Source organism: Burkholderia catarinensis (assembly GCF_001883705.2).
Lineage (GTDB): Bacteria > Pseudomonadota > Gammaproteobacteria > Burkholderiales > Burkholderiaceae > Burkholderia > Burkholderia catarinensis.
The window spans coordinates 98,598-116,049 of sequence record NZ_MDEQ02000023.1 but is presented as its reverse complement, the minus strand read 5'-3'; the positions used below and the strand labels follow the sequence as shown (position 1 = coordinate 116,049).

At 62.9% G+C, this 17,452-nt stretch carries 15 protein-coding genes; 5 read left to right on the top strand and 10 right to left on the bottom strand.

Annotated elements, in window-relative coordinates; genetic code table 11:
• Positions 1-79 precede the first annotated feature (79 nt).
• The 5 genes from BFF94_RS29350 to BFF94_RS29330 all read left to right on the top strand — a co-directional run bounded on the left by BFF94_RS29350 (position 80) and on the right by BFF94_RS29330 (position 9,114).
• The gene (locus BFF94_RS29350) at positions 80-907 is read left to right on the top strand and encodes a penicillin-binding protein activator LpoB (protein WP_219140124.1); all 828 of its coding nucleotides are present in this window, start codon (positions 80-82) and stop codon (positions 905-907) included.
• A gap of 557 nt (positions 908-1,464) precedes the next feature.
• On the top strand, positions 1,465-4,473 hold the full coding sequence (locus tag BFF94_RS29345) for an ATP-binding protein (RefSeq protein ID WP_219140123.1): 3,009 nt from the start codon (positions 1,465-1,467) through the stop codon (positions 4,471-4,473).
• Positions 4,474-4,624: 151 nt separating this feature from the next.
• Complete coding sequence (locus tag BFF94_RS29340; RefSeq protein WP_128848298.1) at positions 4,625-4,822, top strand: hypothetical protein; 198 nt, start codon at positions 4,625-4,627, stop codon at positions 4,820-4,822.
• Between the two features lie 454 nt (positions 4,823-5,276).
• The gene (locus BFF94_RS29335; protein ID WP_219140122.1) at positions 5,277-5,969 is read left to right on the top strand and encodes a response regulator; all 693 of its coding nucleotides are present in this window, start codon (positions 5,277-5,279) and stop codon (positions 5,967-5,969) included.
• A gap of 139 nt (positions 5,970-6,108) precedes the next feature.
• Complete coding sequence (locus tag BFF94_RS29330) at positions 6,109-9,114, top strand: hybrid sensor histidine kinase/response regulator (protein ID WP_128848256.1); 3,006 nt, start codon at positions 6,109-6,111, stop codon at positions 9,112-9,114.
• A 218-nt stretch (positions 9,115-9,332) separates the two neighbouring features.
• On the opposite strand, the gene BFF94_RS29325 is transcribed toward BFF94_RS29330, so the two are convergent.
• The 10 genes from BFF94_RS29325 to BFF94_RS29280 all read right to left on the bottom strand — a co-directional run bounded on the left by BFF94_RS29325 (position 9,333) and on the right by BFF94_RS29280 (position 17,449).
• Positions 9,333-10,028, bottom strand: coding sequence for a hypothetical protein (locus tag BFF94_RS29325; protein WP_372454353.1), 696 nt, complete (start codon positions 10,026-10,028; stop codon positions 9,333-9,335).
• 178 nt (positions 10,029-10,206) lie between these two features.
• Positions 10,207-10,755: a CS1 type fimbrial major subunit gene (locus BFF94_RS29320; RefSeq protein ID WP_128848258.1), complete on the bottom strand. Its 549-nt coding sequence runs from the start codon at positions 10,753-10,755 to the stop codon at positions 10,207-10,209.
• An 8-nt stretch (positions 10,756-10,763) separates the two neighbouring features.
• Positions 10,764-12,239 carry a hypothetical protein gene (locus BFF94_RS29315; RefSeq protein WP_128848260.1) on the bottom strand — a complete coding sequence of 492 codons (1,476 nt, stop codon included), beginning with the start codon at positions 12,237-12,239 and terminating at the stop codon, positions 10,764-10,766.
• A 146-nt stretch (positions 12,240-12,385) separates the two neighbouring features.
• On the bottom strand, positions 12,386-12,925 hold the full coding sequence (locus tag BFF94_RS29310; protein WP_128848263.1) for a CS1 type fimbrial major subunit: 540 nt from the start codon (positions 12,923-12,925) through the stop codon (positions 12,386-12,388).
• 7 nt (positions 12,926-12,932) lie between these two features.
• Positions 12,933-13,934 (bottom strand): hypothetical protein, encoded by a 1,002-nt coding sequence (locus BFF94_RS29305; protein WP_128848265.1) that lies wholly within the window; start codon positions 13,932-13,934, stop codon positions 12,933-12,935.
• 62 nt (positions 13,935-13,996) lie between these two features.
• The gene (locus BFF94_RS29300) at positions 13,997-14,323 is read right to left on the bottom strand and encodes a hypothetical protein (RefSeq protein WP_128848268.1); all 327 of its coding nucleotides are present in this window, start codon (positions 14,321-14,323) and stop codon (positions 13,997-13,999) included.
• A 188-nt stretch (positions 14,324-14,511) separates the two neighbouring features.
• Positions 14,512-15,060, bottom strand: coding sequence for a CS1 type fimbrial major subunit (locus BFF94_RS29295; RefSeq protein WP_128848271.1), 549 nt, complete (start codon positions 15,058-15,060; stop codon positions 14,512-14,514).
• An 8-nt stretch (positions 15,061-15,068) separates the two neighbouring features.
• Positions 15,069-16,097 carry a hypothetical protein gene (locus BFF94_RS29290; protein ID WP_128848274.1) on the bottom strand — a complete coding sequence of 343 codons (1,029 nt, stop codon included), beginning with the start codon at positions 16,095-16,097 and terminating at the stop codon, positions 15,069-15,071.
• 189 nt (positions 16,098-16,286) lie between these two features.
• Entirely contained in the window at positions 16,287-16,763 is a 477-nt protein-coding gene (locus BFF94_RS29285; protein ID WP_128848276.1) for a fimbrial biogenesis chaperone, read from the bottom strand.
• Complete coding sequence (locus BFF94_RS29280) at positions 16,763-17,449, bottom strand: pilus assembly protein (protein WP_128848278.1); 687 nt, start codon at positions 17,447-17,449, stop codon at positions 16,763-16,765. The genes BFF94_RS29285 and BFF94_RS29280 overlap by 1 nt, the downstream gene beginning before the upstream one ends.
• Positions 17,450-17,452: the final 3 nt, after the last annotated feature.

Genomic DNA, 17,452 nt, shown 5'->3' with positions numbered 1-17,452 from the left:
TCGCGCGCCACACCGGGGGGCTTATCGAAGATCGCACGAACACATAAGCCGAACAACGACTCTATCGATCGATAACGACATGAAGACCAACCTTTCCCATCGTCTTACCCAAGGTGCGCTGGTCGCAGCGCTTTGCGCGTCCGTCGCGGGCTGCGGCGGCATGGTGACGCCCGGCGGCCAGAACGCCGGCGTGACGGGTGCCGCGGCGGGCGGCGCGAGCGCGGGCGCCGATTCGGGGCTGCAGCGCTGCGCGTCGCCGCTGGGCACGATCGCCGTCGACGACGGCCGCAACGCCGACTGGTGGGGCCCGTTCGGCAGCGCGACGAAGATGACGACGATCGACCCGCTGCTGCGCCTGGCGGTCCAGCAGTCGAACTGTTTCGTGATCACGTCGATCGGCAACCAGAAGAGCGACGCGCGCCTGTCGCGCATCACGCAGCTGCAGCGCAGCTCGGGCGAATACCGCGCGGGCTCGAAGCAGCAGAAGGGCCAGCGAGTGGCGGCGGACTACTACATGGAACCGCAGATCGTGATCAACGATTCGCCGATCGGCGGGATCGGCAGCATGATCGGCGGGCTGATCGGCAACAGCGCGGTGGCGGCGGTGGCCGGCCACCTGCAGACGAAGGCGTCGGTCGTGACGCTGACGCTGTTCGACGTGCGCTCGGCGGTGCAGATCGCGGCGTCGGAAGGCAGCTCGACGGCGACCAACTACGGCGCGGCGCTGGGCGGTTTCGGCGGCGGCGTGGGCGGGGCGCTCGCGGGCTTCTCGTCGACGCCGGAAGGCAAGGCGACGGTGGTCGCGTTCATCGACGCGTACAACAAGATGGTCGTTGCGCTGCGCAGCTACAAGGCGCAGGACGTGAAGGGCGGCCTCGGCCGCGGCGGTCAGCTGCAGGTCAACTGATGCACCGGGCGGCACGCGCCGTCGACACGCCCGCCGGTCGATGCGGGCGTCGTCGTCCGCCCGCCTGTTCGCGCCTGTCACACGACCGGCGCGCGTTGTCCCTCCTGACGCCCGCATCACCGCGCTGAACGGCGGGCGTCGTTCCATCGCATCGCCGGCCGGTCCGCGCCGGGCGGACGCATCGTCTCGATGTGGCGCCGCGATCGCGCAGCCTCTTCGGGTACACCGACCGCACCGCCGGTTGGCGCCGGCGGCCATTGCCCCGGCATGCCCGAGGGTGACCCGGTCGCGCATGCCGGCCTGTGCGGGCGTACACGGCGTTCCGGCATCTGTCCGGAAGCCTCGATGGCCCGCTTTTATCGCGAAATTTTCGGTCAAGTTCAATAATCATATCCATACAGACCAGACATGTACTAAATGGATAGCGAGTGACTGATTTTTGATGGGCCGTTTGGCATGATCGGGACATCCCATTTCTCGAGCACCGCCATCGCGACGAATGCCCCGACCCGAAAACCCGCACGGTTTTCGGGTCCCGCGCATTGTCGTTTCGCATCATGCCGTCCAGCCCACTTCAGTCCATTCGCCGGTATCAGAGCATCTCGATGTTCGGCGGCGGAATCGTCGTCACGGTCCTGATCCTGATCGCCTGCGCGCTCGGGATGGCATCGATCGTCTACGGGCACGTCGAAGCCGCGCGCCGCAATTTCCTGAACGGCAAGAAAGAGACGCTCGACGAGATCACCGTGAGCGAGACGTCATTCCGCAACGGCGTGGCCAATACGCAGTTGATCTGGCAGGACCTCGCGCATGCGCCGGACAGCATCGTCGACGCCTTCTTCGACAATGAACAGCGGATCGTGATCAAGCCCTACCCGTCGCTGGTGGTGGGGGTGCCGGGGCAGACCGGCAACCGCGCGGAGGTCGCGCGCTATCTCGCGTTGTCGGTGCTGCTGGCGCGCATCTGCGCGGCAAGTTCGATCAATCGCGGCCGGCTGCTCGAGGGGTACCACTACAGCACCCGCACCGGCGTGTTCGGTCTCGTGCCCACCTCGAACGAGGGTTGGCCGGCGCTTGCGACGCCCGAGCGGCGCGCGCGCGCGCTGGATGCGCTGCGGATCGATTTCGGCGACGAACGGCCCCCCGCCGCGGGCGAACGGCCCCGCGTGCGCTGGCTGCCGCCGTACGACGGCCCCGTCGCGGGGCAGACCCGGATCAGGCTCGCCGCGCAGGCGTATGCGGACGGCGAGCCGTTCGCCGTCCTCGTGACCGAATACGCGCCGGAATACCTGTTGTCGTGGCAGTCCGACGAGCATGCGTCGGACGGGATCTTCTTCATCGCCACGCCCGATAACCGGCTCGTGGCGATGGATCGCGATGCCGGCGCGGACCGCGCGCAGCGCGAACGTCTGCTCGCGCTGGATGTGCCGCACGATGCGTCGAAATCGGACGGCCCGGTGTTTCGCGACGGCTTCGTGGTGTTTCGCGGCAGGCTCGACTCGACCGGCTGGATCCTCGCCTACGCCACGTCGTGGACCGCCATCGCGGCGGGCGTCGCGTGGCAGGCGGGCACGCTCGTCGCCGCGACGCTGCTGGCCCTGGCGGTCATGTGGGTGCTGCTGGTGCGGTTCCACCGGCGCACGCTGGTGCCGGTCTATTCGCGTTCGCAACGCGTGTTCGACAGCGAGGAACTGTGCCGCAACGTGATCGAGATGGCGCCGATCGGCCTCGGCCTGATTGCCCGTTCCGATCGACGGTTGATGTTCGCCAGCGGGGCGCTGGGGGAGATGGTCACGCACTTCGGCGGCGATCGCGGCGCGCTGTCCGCGCAGGTCGCCGAGCGCTTCGAGGCGTCGAGCGCGGACGCGTCCGATGGTTCGATGCAGTTCGAGCTTCCGCTGACCGGGCCGGATAACGCGCGGCTGCATCTGGAGGTCATTGCGCGGGGCGCGCGGTACCAGGGTGAAGAAGTGCTGCTCGCGGCGGTGGTCGACGTGACCGCGCAGCAGCAACTGGTGCGCAAGCTCGAAGAGGCCGTGCGTGCGGCGGATTCGGCGAACGCGGCGAAGTCGTCGTTCCTGGCCGCGATGAGCCACGAGATCCGCACGCCGCTCAACGTCATTCTCGGCAACCTGGAACTGCTCGATCGCTCGGCGCTCGACGCGTCGCAGCGTAGCCGGGTGGAGACGCTGAGCACGTCGTCGTCGGGCCTGCTGACGCTCGTCAACGACATTCTCGATTTCTCGAAGATCGAAGCCGGCGCGATGACGGTCGAGTCGATCGAATTCGACGTGGCCGCGGTGATCGCGCGCGAGCTCGGCGCATTCGCGCCGATTGCGAAAGCGAAGGGCCTGCCGTTGTTCTGCGAAATCGACATGAGCAGCACGCAGCGGATGCGGGGCGATCCGACGCGGCTGGCCCAGGTGCTCGGCAATCTGTTGAACAACGCGATCAAGTTCACCAGCGACGGGTGCGTCACGGTGCGGGCATCGGTCATCCGGACCCGGCGCGGCGGCAGCGATCTCGTGATGAAGGTCGAGGATACCGGCATCGGCATCGCCGACGCGTCCCGGCACAAGCTTTTCAAGGCGTTTTCGCAAGTCGACGCGTCGATCACGCGTGAGTTCGGCGGCACCGGGCTTGGGCTCGCGCTGTGCGATCGGCTCGTGAGCGCGATGGGCGGCTGGATCTCGGTCACGAGCACGCAGGAGGCCGGCAGTTGCTTCACGGTGCGCCTGCCGCTGGGCATGCACGCGGCGCCGATCGATCAGGGCAGCGCGTTCGGCGGTTGTCCGCTGCTGTTGATCGCGGCACAGGATGAATGGCGCAACCTTGCGCTGCCGCATCTGAGCGCGTGGGGATTCGACGTTGACGTGCGCGACCGACCGACACGTACGCCGGCCGAATGCTATGCGCGGGCCTCGGTGGTCGTGCTGATCGGCGACTCGACGGCCTGGCCGCGCGAGGAGCTCGACCATCTCGCCAACAGCGCGTCCGAACGCGCGCCGATCGTGCTCGCGACACCGGACGGGCCGCTGCAGCCCTACGACGCCGGCAGGACGATTCGCGTGTCCGGCTATTGGCTCGGCGGCCTGCGGGGCGCGTTGACGCAGGCGATGGCGGAAGCCGCGTCCTCCGCCGGTCGCCGGCGGGCGAGCGGGCCACCCGCGATACGCGGGCAAGGCCCGTTGCGCGTGCTGCTGGCCGACGACGATACCGTCAATGGTTCGATTTTCCGCGAGCAGCTCGATGCGCTGGGTTGCACGGTCCGCGTGGTCGGGTGCGCGAAAAGCGCGCTCGACGCATTGGCTGCCGATACGTGGGACGTGCTTCTGCTGGCCGCCGATTTACCGGACATGCGCGCCTGTGCGCTGGCCGAAACGGTGCGCGATCTCGGGTTCTCGTGCGATGTGGTGGCCGTGACCTCGCATCTCGCGCCGGACGAGTCGCGGCGTTACGCGGCGGCCGGGGTCGAGAAGGTGCTGGCCAAGCCGGTGACGCTCGCGCATTTGCGCGCGGTGCTGGCACGCGTGTCGCGGCGGCGGGCACGCGACGGAAGAGGGTGAGGGAAAACGAGATCGGGATATCGCGCGTGCGACGCGTGGCAGCCTGGCGTGATGCACCGCATGCGCGTATCCGGGGCGCATGTCCGATAAATGGCAGGTGCCGGTTCGCTTCGCGCCCGGCATGTTTTTATATAAAAAGGAGGGCAGGGCCGTGCGCCATATGACGAAAGTCGTCGCACTGCTACTCGGCTTCGCGACGCTTCCCGAGAAATCCAGAAAGGACTTTCTCCTGAGGATGAACGAATACCTGATCATGTCGCCGCTACAGCGGCGGCGGGTGATCAGAGAGTGGAAGCAGGTCGCCGACGGCGACCAGGAAGCGGTGGGCGAAGACGCGATCCGGCAATGATGCGGCGCGCCTGATCGGTGTGACATGCGCGACGACGCGGCATCGCGTCACGGCGCGCCGCGAATCTCGCGATCGGGGCGATTGTATCGGGGTGACGAAAGACGATCACGACCGAGGCGGGCGTGACCGCGCCGCAATGCATTCGCGTAGCCGGCGTGCGGCGATCTTGCCGGCAGCCATCGACCTGACCATCCAGTCATGGCAGGATGCCGCACGCTTCGGCACGCATGCTCGACGCGTCGATCGCGGCTCACGGGGTAATTGGGGGGCCGCTCGCGTATCCCTGTCGATGCAAACGCTAAGTCCGGCGTCATTTATCTTAAAATTACGTCGCGCATCGTCGTCCGATGTACAAAACGTAGTGCTTCGTCGACGTGATGTCGTGCGATTCGTTGCACCCTGCCGATTCCGGCAGTTGGGCGCATGATCGAAAGCTCCGGGGAGAACGGATACGATGGATGAATTCTTTGTACGTGTGATGGTGGCGGATGACCATCCTGCGTCCTCGCTCGGGATGTCGCAGGCGCTGGCCGGCAGCAGCACCGTCAAGCTGGTGGGCACCGTGGCGAATTCGACCGATCTGGTGGCCGCGCTTGACGAGAATCCGAGCGACGTTCTCGTGCTCGACTACGTGATGCCGGGCGGCAAGTATGGCGACGGGCTGGCGTTGCTGTCGTTTCTGCAGCGCCGCTACCCTGCGCTGCATCTGGTGACGATCACGATGATCGACAATCCGAATGTGCTGCGCGCGATCCGGATACAGGGCGTCGGCTGCATCCTGAGCAAGTCGGATGCGATTTCGCACCTGGTCGGCGCCGTGCATGCCGCGTACGTGGGCGCGAACTATCTGTCGCCTTTCATCAAGAAGCTGCTGGACGATACGGAGGCGGCTCCGGTCGCGCGTCCGTTGACGACGCGCGAGATCGAAGTGGTCCGGCTGTATGGCGCCGGCTATACGGTCGGCGAGATTGCCACGCAGCTGCATCGCAGCAAGCAGACCATCAGCTCGCAGAAATCGAGCGCGATGAAGAAACTCGGCATCGTGCGCGACGCGGACCTGATCCGCTATGCGGGCGAGGGCAAGCTCCCGGATACGCCGGCGTCCGACGCGCCGGGCGCGCACAAACAGCCCGGGCACGACGCGTAACCGCCGGTCGGCGCCCGCGGCCGGGTTGGCCGCGGTGCGGAACCTGGCGGCATGAGTGCGGCCGGAATGCGCGGTGGGGCAGGCCGGCGGTTTCCGGAAGTCGTCGTGTTCATGCCGGGGCCACCCCACAACGAATCCTATGCCCGCAAAACTGAAACGACTCGTCGCGCACCTGGCCGCGGCAGGCAGCAAGCCATTCGAACCGGGCCGGGTTCGGCGCCAGCAGCAGACCTTGCTGTATGGCGGCGGCGCGGCGGTCACGGCCTTCATCCTGGTGTGCGCGGCGCTCGTCGTACGGCTCGATGTGCTGGATCACCTCGAGCGGGCACGCACGGCTTTTCTGCAGCGCGAGACCGTGTTCAACGCGAACCTGCAGTCGGCCGACCGGATGATGACGACCTACGGGAACAGGCTGGAGCGTCTGTGGAGCCGCGGTGTCGAGTTGCCGCCCGAGACGTTCCGGGCATTCGAGGACGGGCACGGCAAGCTGGTCTGGCGCAACCGCAACGGCGGGGAGCCGTTGCTCGCGCTGGCCGAGATCGCCGCGGATCGTCCCGCCGCGTCATACGCACGCTATCTCGCGACGGTGATCGCTCAGCTGGATCCCGACGGGCTGCCGCCGCCGCCGGCCGTCGCCGCCGAACCGGTCGGCGGCTACGTGATCGGAATCGATCAGCGGCTGCTCGTCATGATTGGACGTGAGCTCGTCGCACATGCGCGCGGGCTTCAGGCCGACGGCGGCCTGCCGCAGCTGATTGCCGGATTGATGCCGACGGGCTCCGTGACGAACAAAAGCGGGATCGGCTATTTCGGCAGCTTCACGATGGACCGGCGCTTCGATCCGGTGGTCGGGCGCACGGTCATACGGTTCGTCAGACGGCTCGACGACGCGAATGGCCGACCGTTCGGATGGATCGTCTTCAACGGCCCGTTCAATCTCGACGACATCATGGCGCCGCAATCGAGCGACGAGGAAACGATGGTCGTCGATGTGCGCGGGAATGTCCGGTTCGGGCAGATTCGCGACCGGGCGACGCTCGAACGCGGGCTGAGCGATGCGCGCGCGCCGTTCGGCGATCACGTGTTCGTGCGCCGGGTCGGCACGAACTTCGTCGTCAGCGGGCGCTTGCCGGATTCCGAGCTCGTCATGATGACGGCTTTCTCGTGGCGCAGCGTGGCGAAAGCCACCTTTGTGCGCGTGAGCGCCACGCTCGGGACGGCGTTCGCCGCGATCGCGCTGCTGTGGTTGGCGATCGTGATGTTCGACCGGCGCGCGCTGCGCCCGGCCAACCGGCGTGCGATCCGCCTGATCGAAAGCGAGGCGCTCAATCGGGCGCTGATCCGCACCGCGCCGGCCGGCATCATGCTGCTGTCGGTGGCCGACGGCGAGACGATGGTGCGCAACGACGCGATGCTTGCCTATGAGAACGCGGCGCCGGGCGTGCCGCTCGGCAAGCGGATCTGGCGCGCGTATCGCGAGCGTCACGCCGGCGCAGGCCAGTCGCGCATCGTCATGCAGCACGAACTGGCGGTCGACCATCCCGGCCACGACACGCGCCATCTCGTGGCGAGCATCGTCCGAACCCGGTTTCGCGGCGCCGACGTGCTGCTCTGCACGCTGACCGACATCACGGCGCGCAAGCTGGCGGAAGACAAGCTGCGCGAGGCGCGCGCGGCGGCGGAAGACGCGAACAAGGCGAAGTCGACGTTTCTCGCGACGATGAGCCACGAGATCCGCACGCCGCTCAATGCGATCGTCGGCAACCTGGAACTGATGGAGCGCGAGCCGCTGCCGTCGTCGCAGCGGCGGCGGCTGAAGACGATCGTGTCGTCGTCGGACGCGTTGCTGAGCACCATCAACGACGTGCTCGATCTCTCGAAGGCGGAATCGCACCAGATGATGCTGGAGCACATCCCGTTCGACGTGCGCGACTTGCTGCGCGACGTCGCGGCGATCTTCAGGCCGCTTGCCGATGCGAAGGGGCTGACGCTCGCGTGCCGGATGTCGGTGGAGCTGGACGACGGCTACGTCGGCGATCCGACCCGGCTGCGCCAGCTCGTCTCGAACCTGGTCAGCAACGCGATCAAGTTCACGGAGCGCGGCAGCGTGACGATCGACGCGCGGCCGGCGCGGGACGACGCAGGCCGGCACGGGATCGAAATACGCGTCGCCGATACGGGCATCGGCATTCCGGCCGACGGCATGTCGTCGTTGTTCGACGTCTACATCCAGGCCGATGCGTCCATGTACCGGCGCTTCGGCGGAACCGGCCTCGGGCTGCCGCTGTGCCGCCATATCGTCACGCTGATGGGCGGCGAGCTGAGCGCCGACAGCCGCGCCGGCGAGGGTTCGACGTTCACCGCGATGCTGCCGCTGCCGGAAGCGCCGCCGGGATGGCGGGACGATCTGCCCGAGCAGGACGCCGAGGCCGACCACGAACCCGAGCCGGAGGCCGACGACGACGTTGCGCTGCGCGTGCTCGTCGCCGAGGATCATCCGGCGAGCCGCGCGCTGCTGCGCGACCAGCTCGAAGCGCTGCGGTACGACGCGACGATCGTCGCCAACGGCGCGGAGGCGATGCGGGCATTCTTCGAGCAGACTTTCGACGTCGTGCTGACCGACCTCGGCATGCCGGAGATGGATGGCTACGCGCTGACGAATTTCCTGCGCGAGCAGCAGTCGGGCGTGCCGGTGATCGCCATGACCGCCCATGCGACCGAAGAGGACTACCGGCGCTGCGAGCGGGTCGGCGCGGCGGAAGTCGTGCTGAAGCCGCTGTCGATGGCCGCGCTCGACGCGGTGCTGAGGCGGCACGCGGATCGGCGTGCGCGCAGCGATGCGAGGGCGGTGCACGGCGCGCCGCCGGTGATGACCGCCGAGATTCGCGGCAAGCTGCATGCGTCGACGCTGCATTCGCTGGCGACGATTGACGATGCGTTGTCGAACGGCGAAGCCGATTCGGTCAGGATCGAGCTTCATTCGCTGCGGGGCGGTTTCGCGCTGGTGGGCGATACCGAAGCCAGCGACGCATGCGCCGACGCCGAACGGATCGTGGCCGAAGGCGGCATGGATGCGCTGGCAAAGGCGTGGCCGGCTTGCCGGGCAGCGCTCGAACGCGCGCTCGAGCGGTTGGCAGGGAAGTGATCGCAGCGGTCGCGCCGGAGAGGGCGCTGCCGCCGTCCTCGCTGCCGAAATCGCGGCTGACCGGCCGCGTCAGGGCGCCACGGTTTCGGGGGGCCGGCCTTCCCCAGTCGAGCAACATCCTTGGACTGATTCATCGCGATGGGCTTTCTCAAGGGCGGGGAACCTTGCGCCGTCAGGCTGCGATGCGCGACGCCGGAGTCCGTGCGACGTGAACCGCATCACTGCGTAGCGGCGGCCCCTTTCTCGAGCGAGTTGCCCGTGCCGTGACAAACGGGCTGGCCGGGTATCTCGACGTTGCGTCCGGTCAACGGCAACGGTACGCCGGGATAGACGTTGAAATTGTCCAGTGCGCGGCCGTCCACCTTGGCGTCTTTCACCGTGTAACGCACGCTGCCCGTGGCAGTGAGTTGCGCGCCGGATGCGTCGCAGGTCACGGACAGGCTCGCGTTCTCCTTCGCCGGTAATTGACGGACCAGCCCGCTGAAACTCAGGTTGACGACCACCGTGCCGGACGTTTTCTGCTGCTCGCCCGGCAAGACCTTGAGCACCGGCTTCACGTCCAGCCGGTAGACCGTTTCCGATTCGACCGTGTGCAGCGGCTTCAGCGTGATCGTCTTGGTCTGGCCCGGCGCGAGCGTCAGCCGGAACGGCGACGCGAACAGCGCCGGCTTCACGGCGTCGCCGACCGGTTCGAGTTTTTCGTCGGCGAGCGGGACGCCGGGGTTCAGCAGGCGCGACAGCGAGATCGATACGTATTCCGGGCGCTTGCCGTTGTTGATGATTTGAACGGCGGTAGCTTTGTCATGAACGACCACCTCCTTTGGAATCAGGTCGATCGCGCCGAAGGCGGATACGGAGAAGGCGAGCCCCATCGTCGAGGCAAGGATCGAGCAGGCGGAGGTCAACAGCTTCATGGATTCGTGTCCGTGGATGGTGATGCTGGAATTGTGTCGCAACCGGGGTTCGGCGCAAGCGCTGTGTTCGCGACTTTGGCGAGTGTAGTGAACAGTCGGTGAGCGTGGCGATGAAGTGCTATCGATCGTCGCTCGAAAGCACGCGCTGACATATCAGCGAGACACGCCCGGCGAGCCGTCAAGGCGCTTTTACCACGGGTTCGAAAGTCAGCGACAACACACCGCCGTACGTACCGGCCGTGGTCTTGAAGTCGCCTTCCGGCGGGTAGGCGGAAACCGCGAGATTGTAGTAACCGACCGAATCGTCCGCCGACGTTGGCGGCGCCGGGTTCTGGAATGCGGTGTTCTGGCCGACCACGAGCGCCTTCGGCTGGCCGTCCTCCGCGCCGAGACTGACGGACGGTTGCCGGAACGCCTTCGTGGGATCCGCCTGGTTGCGGATCTGCAGCGGCTCGTCCAGGCGGACCTGGAAGTCGCGGCTGGTCGACAGCACGCGCAGACGTGCGGTCACCTCGTAAGGCGTATTCCAGCCGCCGAGCTGCTGCATGGCCAGCCCCTGTTCGAACCACCCGCCCTTGTCGTCGGTGACTTCAAATATAAATGACTGAACGACGCTCGCCGTGATCTTGCTCGACGTTTTGCCGGTGAGCGTGATCTGCTGGGCGGATACCAGGACCGGCAGAAATATCGCGGTGGCCAGCAAACGGCCGACGATTCGGGTTGTCATGATGCTCCCTACGATCTGATGACGACGTTGAACGTCAGCACGTCGCTGTAGTTGCCCAGCGCCGTGCCCAGGTTCAGCGTTGTGTTGAACGTCGGAACGAAGCAGGTCTTGCCGGTATCGCTGAGCGGCACTGCGGTGCTGTTGCGGTTCGGTAGGGACACGGTCGAAGCTCCGCTGTCCAGCGTCACGTTGTACGGCACGATCTGTGAAGTATCGGCCACGTTTTTGAGCTGGTAGCGGTTGTTGACGATGCCGTTCGCGTTGCTGGCATTAATGACGAAGTTTTTGCCGCGGACACCTGTACCCGAGTACGTGAAGCAAAGCTGATCCGCCGTCTTCTCGAACGTCTTCCTTCCGTCGCCTCGCGGCAGTTCGCCGAGATTCCAGTCGGGGGCGGTCACGTTGATTGCAAGCACAGGCGGCGGCGGATTCGTCGGATCGATAATAATCTGGCAACCGCCATTAGCCCCGTCGCGGCTGACATAGGCCGCCCGGGTGTCGCCGTATACCTTGTCTCCGCCAATATTCGCCGCTTGAGACCCTCCGAGGAGGGAAAGAGCCGGCCACACTTTAGACACGAGCGAGTTGTTAACGACGACGTTGACGAATGCGGTAAACGGCTCGGAGATCCGCCAGTCGCCGTAATTGCTGGAGTTCGTGTTCATGACCATGCTCCACCCTTCCGCCAAAAAGTGCACGGCGCTTGATGCCGTTACTCCGTTGAGCGTCGTTCGGGAGGTGACGACAAACTTGTCATCCATTACAGGGTGTCCTGAATCGTTGTACCTGTATACCTGTATTCCGCGCGTCTGGAGATAGCCGCCAACCAGGTAGTCGGAGGCAGCCTTGAAGAATACTTTCACCCCGATAGTGCTGGTTCCGTCGCCGTTGTCGGTCCAGGAACACGAATCGTAGCCATTGGTGATCGGAACCACCCGCAGCGCAGCCGCCTCACCGGACACAAAGACAATGGTCGTCGCAGTTAAGAGCTTTCCCAATCTTCGATTCAAATATGCGTTGAAGAGATTTTTCATCGATGGACTCCTAATGTTTTGGTGGCGAGGTGCTGGATTTGCATTGGAGTTCAATGCAATTGATGATGTGTTGATTGGGGGGTATCTGAAACTGCTCTGGAGGATTTTCTCGTGAATGGCGGAGCCGCCAGTCACTGAAAATTTTTTATCGAGAAGAAGACGATTTTTTATTTTATCGACAATCTGATAGGTCACGATGCCGTAATCCGCACTGACAAAGAGCGGCGCCGGTGCGCCTTCAGTCTTGCCGGCATCGGCAACGATGTATTCTGCGGGACGAGGAGTCGCATGCCAGAGCTTGAGCGCGTGCGGAATACCCGGCACGTTCACCGCCATCCGGTGTTTCCGTGCAGGCGCAAACGTTTGCCATGTTGGCAAAACCAGCAGCGTGGGTCGTTCGACTTCGGTGACCGGAACCAGATGCTCCGGGGAATACCCCGGATTCGTCACGGGGTACCGCGTCACGTTCGTACGCGACGATTTTTGAATCCATGATTCAAGCGAGCATGACCGCCGGCAATCGTGGCGGTGAGATCTTACCGATCGCCGCTCGAAAGCACGCGTCGGTGTATCCGCGGGACACATTCGGCTAGCCCTCAAGGCGCCTTCACCACCGGTTCGAAAGTCACCGATAACACACCGCCGTACGTACCGGCCGTGGTCTTGAAGTCGCCCTCCGGCGGATAGGCGGAAACCACGAGATTGTAGTAACCGACCGAATCGGTCCCGGCCACCGGCGGTGCCGGGTTCGTGAATGTCGTGCTCTGGCCCACCGCGAGCACCTTCGGCTGACCGTCGTCGGCACCGAGGCTGACGGACGGCTGTCGGAACATCTTCTTGAGATCGGCCTGATTGCGGATCTGCAACGGTTCGTCCAGGCGGACCTGGAAGTCGCGGCTGGTCGACAGCACGCGCAGCCGTGCCTGCACTTCATAAGGCGTGTTCCAGCCGCCGAGTTGCCGCATTTCGAGGCCTTGCGTGAACCACCCGCCCTCGTCCGTCACTTCGAAGTGGTTCAGAACGACACGGGCGGTAATCTTGCTTGTCGTCTTTCCGAGGAGATCGATTTGTTCTGCCGCGAGCGCGGGCAGGCAAACCAGAGCGGCCAACGTGCCGCCGAGAATACGCTTCTTCATGTCGTTCCTATGGCTTGGTTACGACCGTGAATGTCAGGACATCGCTGTAATCGCCTTCCTTGGCAAGCTCGCCTACCGTCGCCGTGAAAGTCGGGACGAAGCAGGTTTTGCCGGACGTGCTGAGTGGAACGGCAGCAGAGCGCGTGTTTGGCAGAGAGATAACCGAGGTTCCGCTATCCAGCTTGACGTTATAGGGCACTGTCTTCGACGTGTCGGTCAGATGCTTGAGCAGATAACGGCCGTTTACCACGCCATTGGCATTGCTGGCGTTGATGATGTAGTTCCTGCCGCTGACTGCCGCACCCGTGTATACGAAGCAAAGCTGATCCGCGCTGCTGGTGAAGGCCTTCTCGTTGTCGCCAAGCTTCAGGTCGCCGAGATTCCAGTCTGGTGTCGTGATATTCATCGCGACAATGGGCGGAGGCGGATTTGCCGGATCAATAACCTTGCACGTACCCCCGGTAGCATTGCCGTAACGACTGACGTAGGCCGCGCCTTTTATTTCGCCGATATCGTCGCTCGTTGTGTAATGCCCTGCGCGCAAACCAAATGCAGGCCAATCGGCAACGAGCTTGTTGTCTATTACGATCTCAAAGTTTGCAGTGAAGGGGCGCAAATCCATCCAGGTACTGTTTCCATAGCCGTAATAGATCATATAGTTTTCACCTGTATACGACAGGGTATTTGACACCCCATTTAGTTTTACACTTTTTGCTACGGCATTGTTCGGTTTTGGAACGCCATTTTTGTCGTATGTATAGAGCAATACGCCACGCGAAACATACGTCGGGACGCCGGCTTTCGATGCCTCCTTGAAACTGACCGCAACGCGAATGGTGCTTGTTCCGTCTCCGTTTTCTTGCCACGAGCAAGCGCCGTATCCGCTGCTTATGTCGCGCAGCACGAGTACAAATGCATTGGCTTCGCCGGAAAAAAATACAAGGAATGGGAAAAATGCGACAATCGATAAATTCAGGAGTCTTTTTAGGGTAATATTTTGATAATTCATGATTTTCCGTTATCCAGGATATTTGCAAGTGAATTTAATCGGGCGGATAGTTCAGTCTAATCTTAAAGATTTTTACGGATTTCATTCGCTTGCAACGAGAAATCATTGGTGAGGCGGGAGATTAATTTTCTGAAATGGAAGGGATGTTGCTTATGTCCATTAGACTGGTATGTCACGATGCCGTAGCCCACGCTGAGGAATAGCGGCACTGGCGTACTTTTCGCATTTTCGACATCGACGACGATGTGCTCCTCAGGACGGAACGTTATGCGCCAAACCTGGGATTTGCGCGGCACAACCAGCACTTTCATCACCATCCGGTATTTCCGTGCAGGCGAAAGCGTCAGCCGGGTTGGCAAAACCAGCAGCGTGGGTCGTTCGACTTCCATGACCGGAACCAGATGCTCCGGGGAATACCCCGGATTCGTCACTGGGTACTGCGTCACGTTCGTACGCGACGATTTTTGAATCCATGATTCAAGCGAGCATGACGGGCGGCGATGGCGGCATTGAAATCTCTCCGAACGCCGCTCGACAGCACGCGCTGACATATCAGCGAGACACGCCCGGCAAGCCCTCAAGGCGCCGTCACGACGGGTTCGAAAGTCAACGACAACACACCGCCGTACGTACCGGCCGTGGTCTTGAAGTCGCCTTCCGGTGGATACGCGGAAACCGCGAGCGTGTAGTAGCCGATCGAATCGTCTGCGGGCGACGGTGCCGCCGGGTTCTGGAATGCTGTCATCTGGCCGACCACGAGTGCCTTTGGCTCGCCGCTCTCGGCGCCGAGGCTGACGGACGGCTGCCGGAACGCCTTCGTGGGATCCGCCTGATTGCGGATCTGCAGCGGCTCGTCCAGACGGACCTGGAAGTCGCGGCTGGTCGACAGCACGCGCAGCCGTGCGGTCACCTCGTAAGGCGTATTCCAGCCGCCGAGCTGCTGCATGGCCAGCCCTTGTTCAAACCACCCGCCCTTGTCGTCGGTGACTTCGAAGACGAATGACTGGGTGACGCTGGCCGTGACCTTGCTCGTGGTTTTGCCGCCGAGCTGGATATTCTGCGCAGACGCGAGGGCCGGCAGGAAAATCAGCGCTGCGATCCAGCCACCGACGATTCGAATTCTCATGAAGCCTCCTACGATTTGGTGACGACGGTGAACGTCAGCACGTCGCTGTAGTCGCCCAGCGCCGTGCCGGTGTTCAATGTCGTGCTGAACGTCGGAACGAAGCAGGTCTTGCCCGTGCTGCTAAGCTGCAATGCGGAGTTGTTGCGGTTCGGCAGTGCGAGGGTCGAGCTACCACTGTCCAGCGTTATGTTGTAAGGCACGATCTGGGAAGCGTCGGATACGTGCCTGAGCTGGTAGCGACCATTGACGATGCCGTTGGCGTTGCTGGCATTGATAACGAAGTTCTTGCCGCTGACAGCTGCGGCCGCGTAAGTGAAGCAAAGCTGATCTGCTGCGTTGTTGAACGTCTTTTTGCCGTCGCCTCGCGGCAACTCGCCAAGATTCCAGTCCGGTGCCGTAACATTGATCCCAAGCTGAGGCGGCGGGGGATTCGTTGGATCGGTTATGACCTGGCACGTACCGTTGAGTCCGTCACGGCTGATATAGGCCACGCCATTGATTTCTCCAACGTCGGGCGCCGAATCAGGCGAGACATTGCCAGCGCGAACACCAATTGCGGGCCAGTCAGTAATCATCGAATTTCTTATTACTAATTCAATATTTGCAATAAATGGATCGGTTTTTTTCCATTGGTTGTCCGTCGATGAATAGGTGGAGAAGTACGAATAATAGTCACCCCCCCCGAGACCGTAAGTAGTGTTCCATCCATTCAGATAGATGATGCTGGCTAGGGCGGCTGGCTGAAGCTTCCCTTGTTTATCATACTTGTAGACAAATAATCCACGTGAGTAAAACGGGTTGCCGGCGGTATGACCGTTGGACGTTTTGTAATCAATCGTCAAACGGACGCTACTGGTTCCGTTGCCGTTGTCCTGCCACGAACATCCGCTATATCCATTACTGACATTGTCGAGGATAAGTGGCGGAAAGGCACCTTGAGCGTTGGACGTTGTTGCGGTGAGGTAAATGGAAAATGTTAGTAGCAATGTCTGCCATCTTATGCGGACAAGTCTTCCGAAAATTTCGTCGATTTTCATATCTACAATTATTTGCGAGAGTGGCTTCGGCGGACATTGCCGTAGTGGATGAAATGGAAAGTATGAGTGATGCATTTTCCACTTGATTCGAACCGATAGTTGATGACGCAATCGCACGGCATCACCATGCTCTGGCCATACTTCCAATGGCGCTGTCAGCACTCCACCGAGACTCCACATACAGCATCGCTATTGCTGCCGACCACTCAGGTGATAGATCACCACGCCGTAACCGACGCTGATGATCAGTGGTGCTGGTTGCACATCTCCATCTTCGGCGGCGTTGACGACGATGTTCTCCTTGGGGCGGAACGTCAGTCGCCACACCTGCGTCTTTGATGGCGCGGCCAGTTCCTTGATCACCATCCTGTATCGTTGCCGAGGCGACAGCGTGAGCCGGCTGGGCTGCACCAGCAGCGCAGGGTGTTCAACTTCCGTGACCGGAACCAGATGCTCGGGAGCGTGCCCCGGATTCGTCACGAGGTGTTGCGTCACGTCCAGGTACAGCGGTGTATCGCCGATGTTCTCGACCCACAGCTCGCTCGCCGGGTTACCGGGCTCGAGCCTCAGTTCCGTGCGCGACAGCTTCAGAACACCCGCCGCCAGCGCGCTCGAGCAGCACAGAGCCGCCAGCAGGCCCAGCGCCGTTCCGAGCCCGCGTTTCATTACGAACACTCCAGCGTCTTCTGCTCATCGCCGGCGCGCAGCGTCATGTGCTTCGTGGTGAAGTGCTGCGGCGTTCCTGGGAACAGCGCGACGGTCTTCGATTCTTTCGCGTTGTTGTACGAAACATCGGTCAGCAGCTCGCGAACATTGCCCGTCGTTTCCAGCGTGATGCCGCCGTTTTCGCAACGATGCGCCCAACCGGTGCGCTGCTTCGCTGGCGGCGGCATGTGTCGCACCAGCACGCCATAGCCGATCGAGAAAGTCATCGGCGCGCTGATCTTGTCCTGCGGCGCCTCGTCGACCTTCAGCGATTTGACCGGAACGATATACAGGCGATACAGCTCTTCCTGCTGCGGTTCCATCAGCGATTTCAGGACGATCTGGCGCGTCTGGTTCGGCCCCAGCGTCAATTTGTCGGGGTTCGCGATCAGGCCCGGATGCTCGAGCTCGCCGAGGGCCACCTTCTGTTCCGGGAGCATGCCGGGGTTCGTCACCTTCTGGAGCGAAATGTTCAGATAGAGCGGCGCGTCGCCCATGTTCTTCGCCGTCACTTTCTGCTCGTGATTGTTGTACACGCGGGTCGAAGCCGGCATCACCATGAGTTCGCCTTCCGCGTGGACCGACGGAGCCGCCGTGAACAGGAGGGCTGTGAGGATCGGCGCTGCAAGCGTCAGTTTGAAGTTCATGTC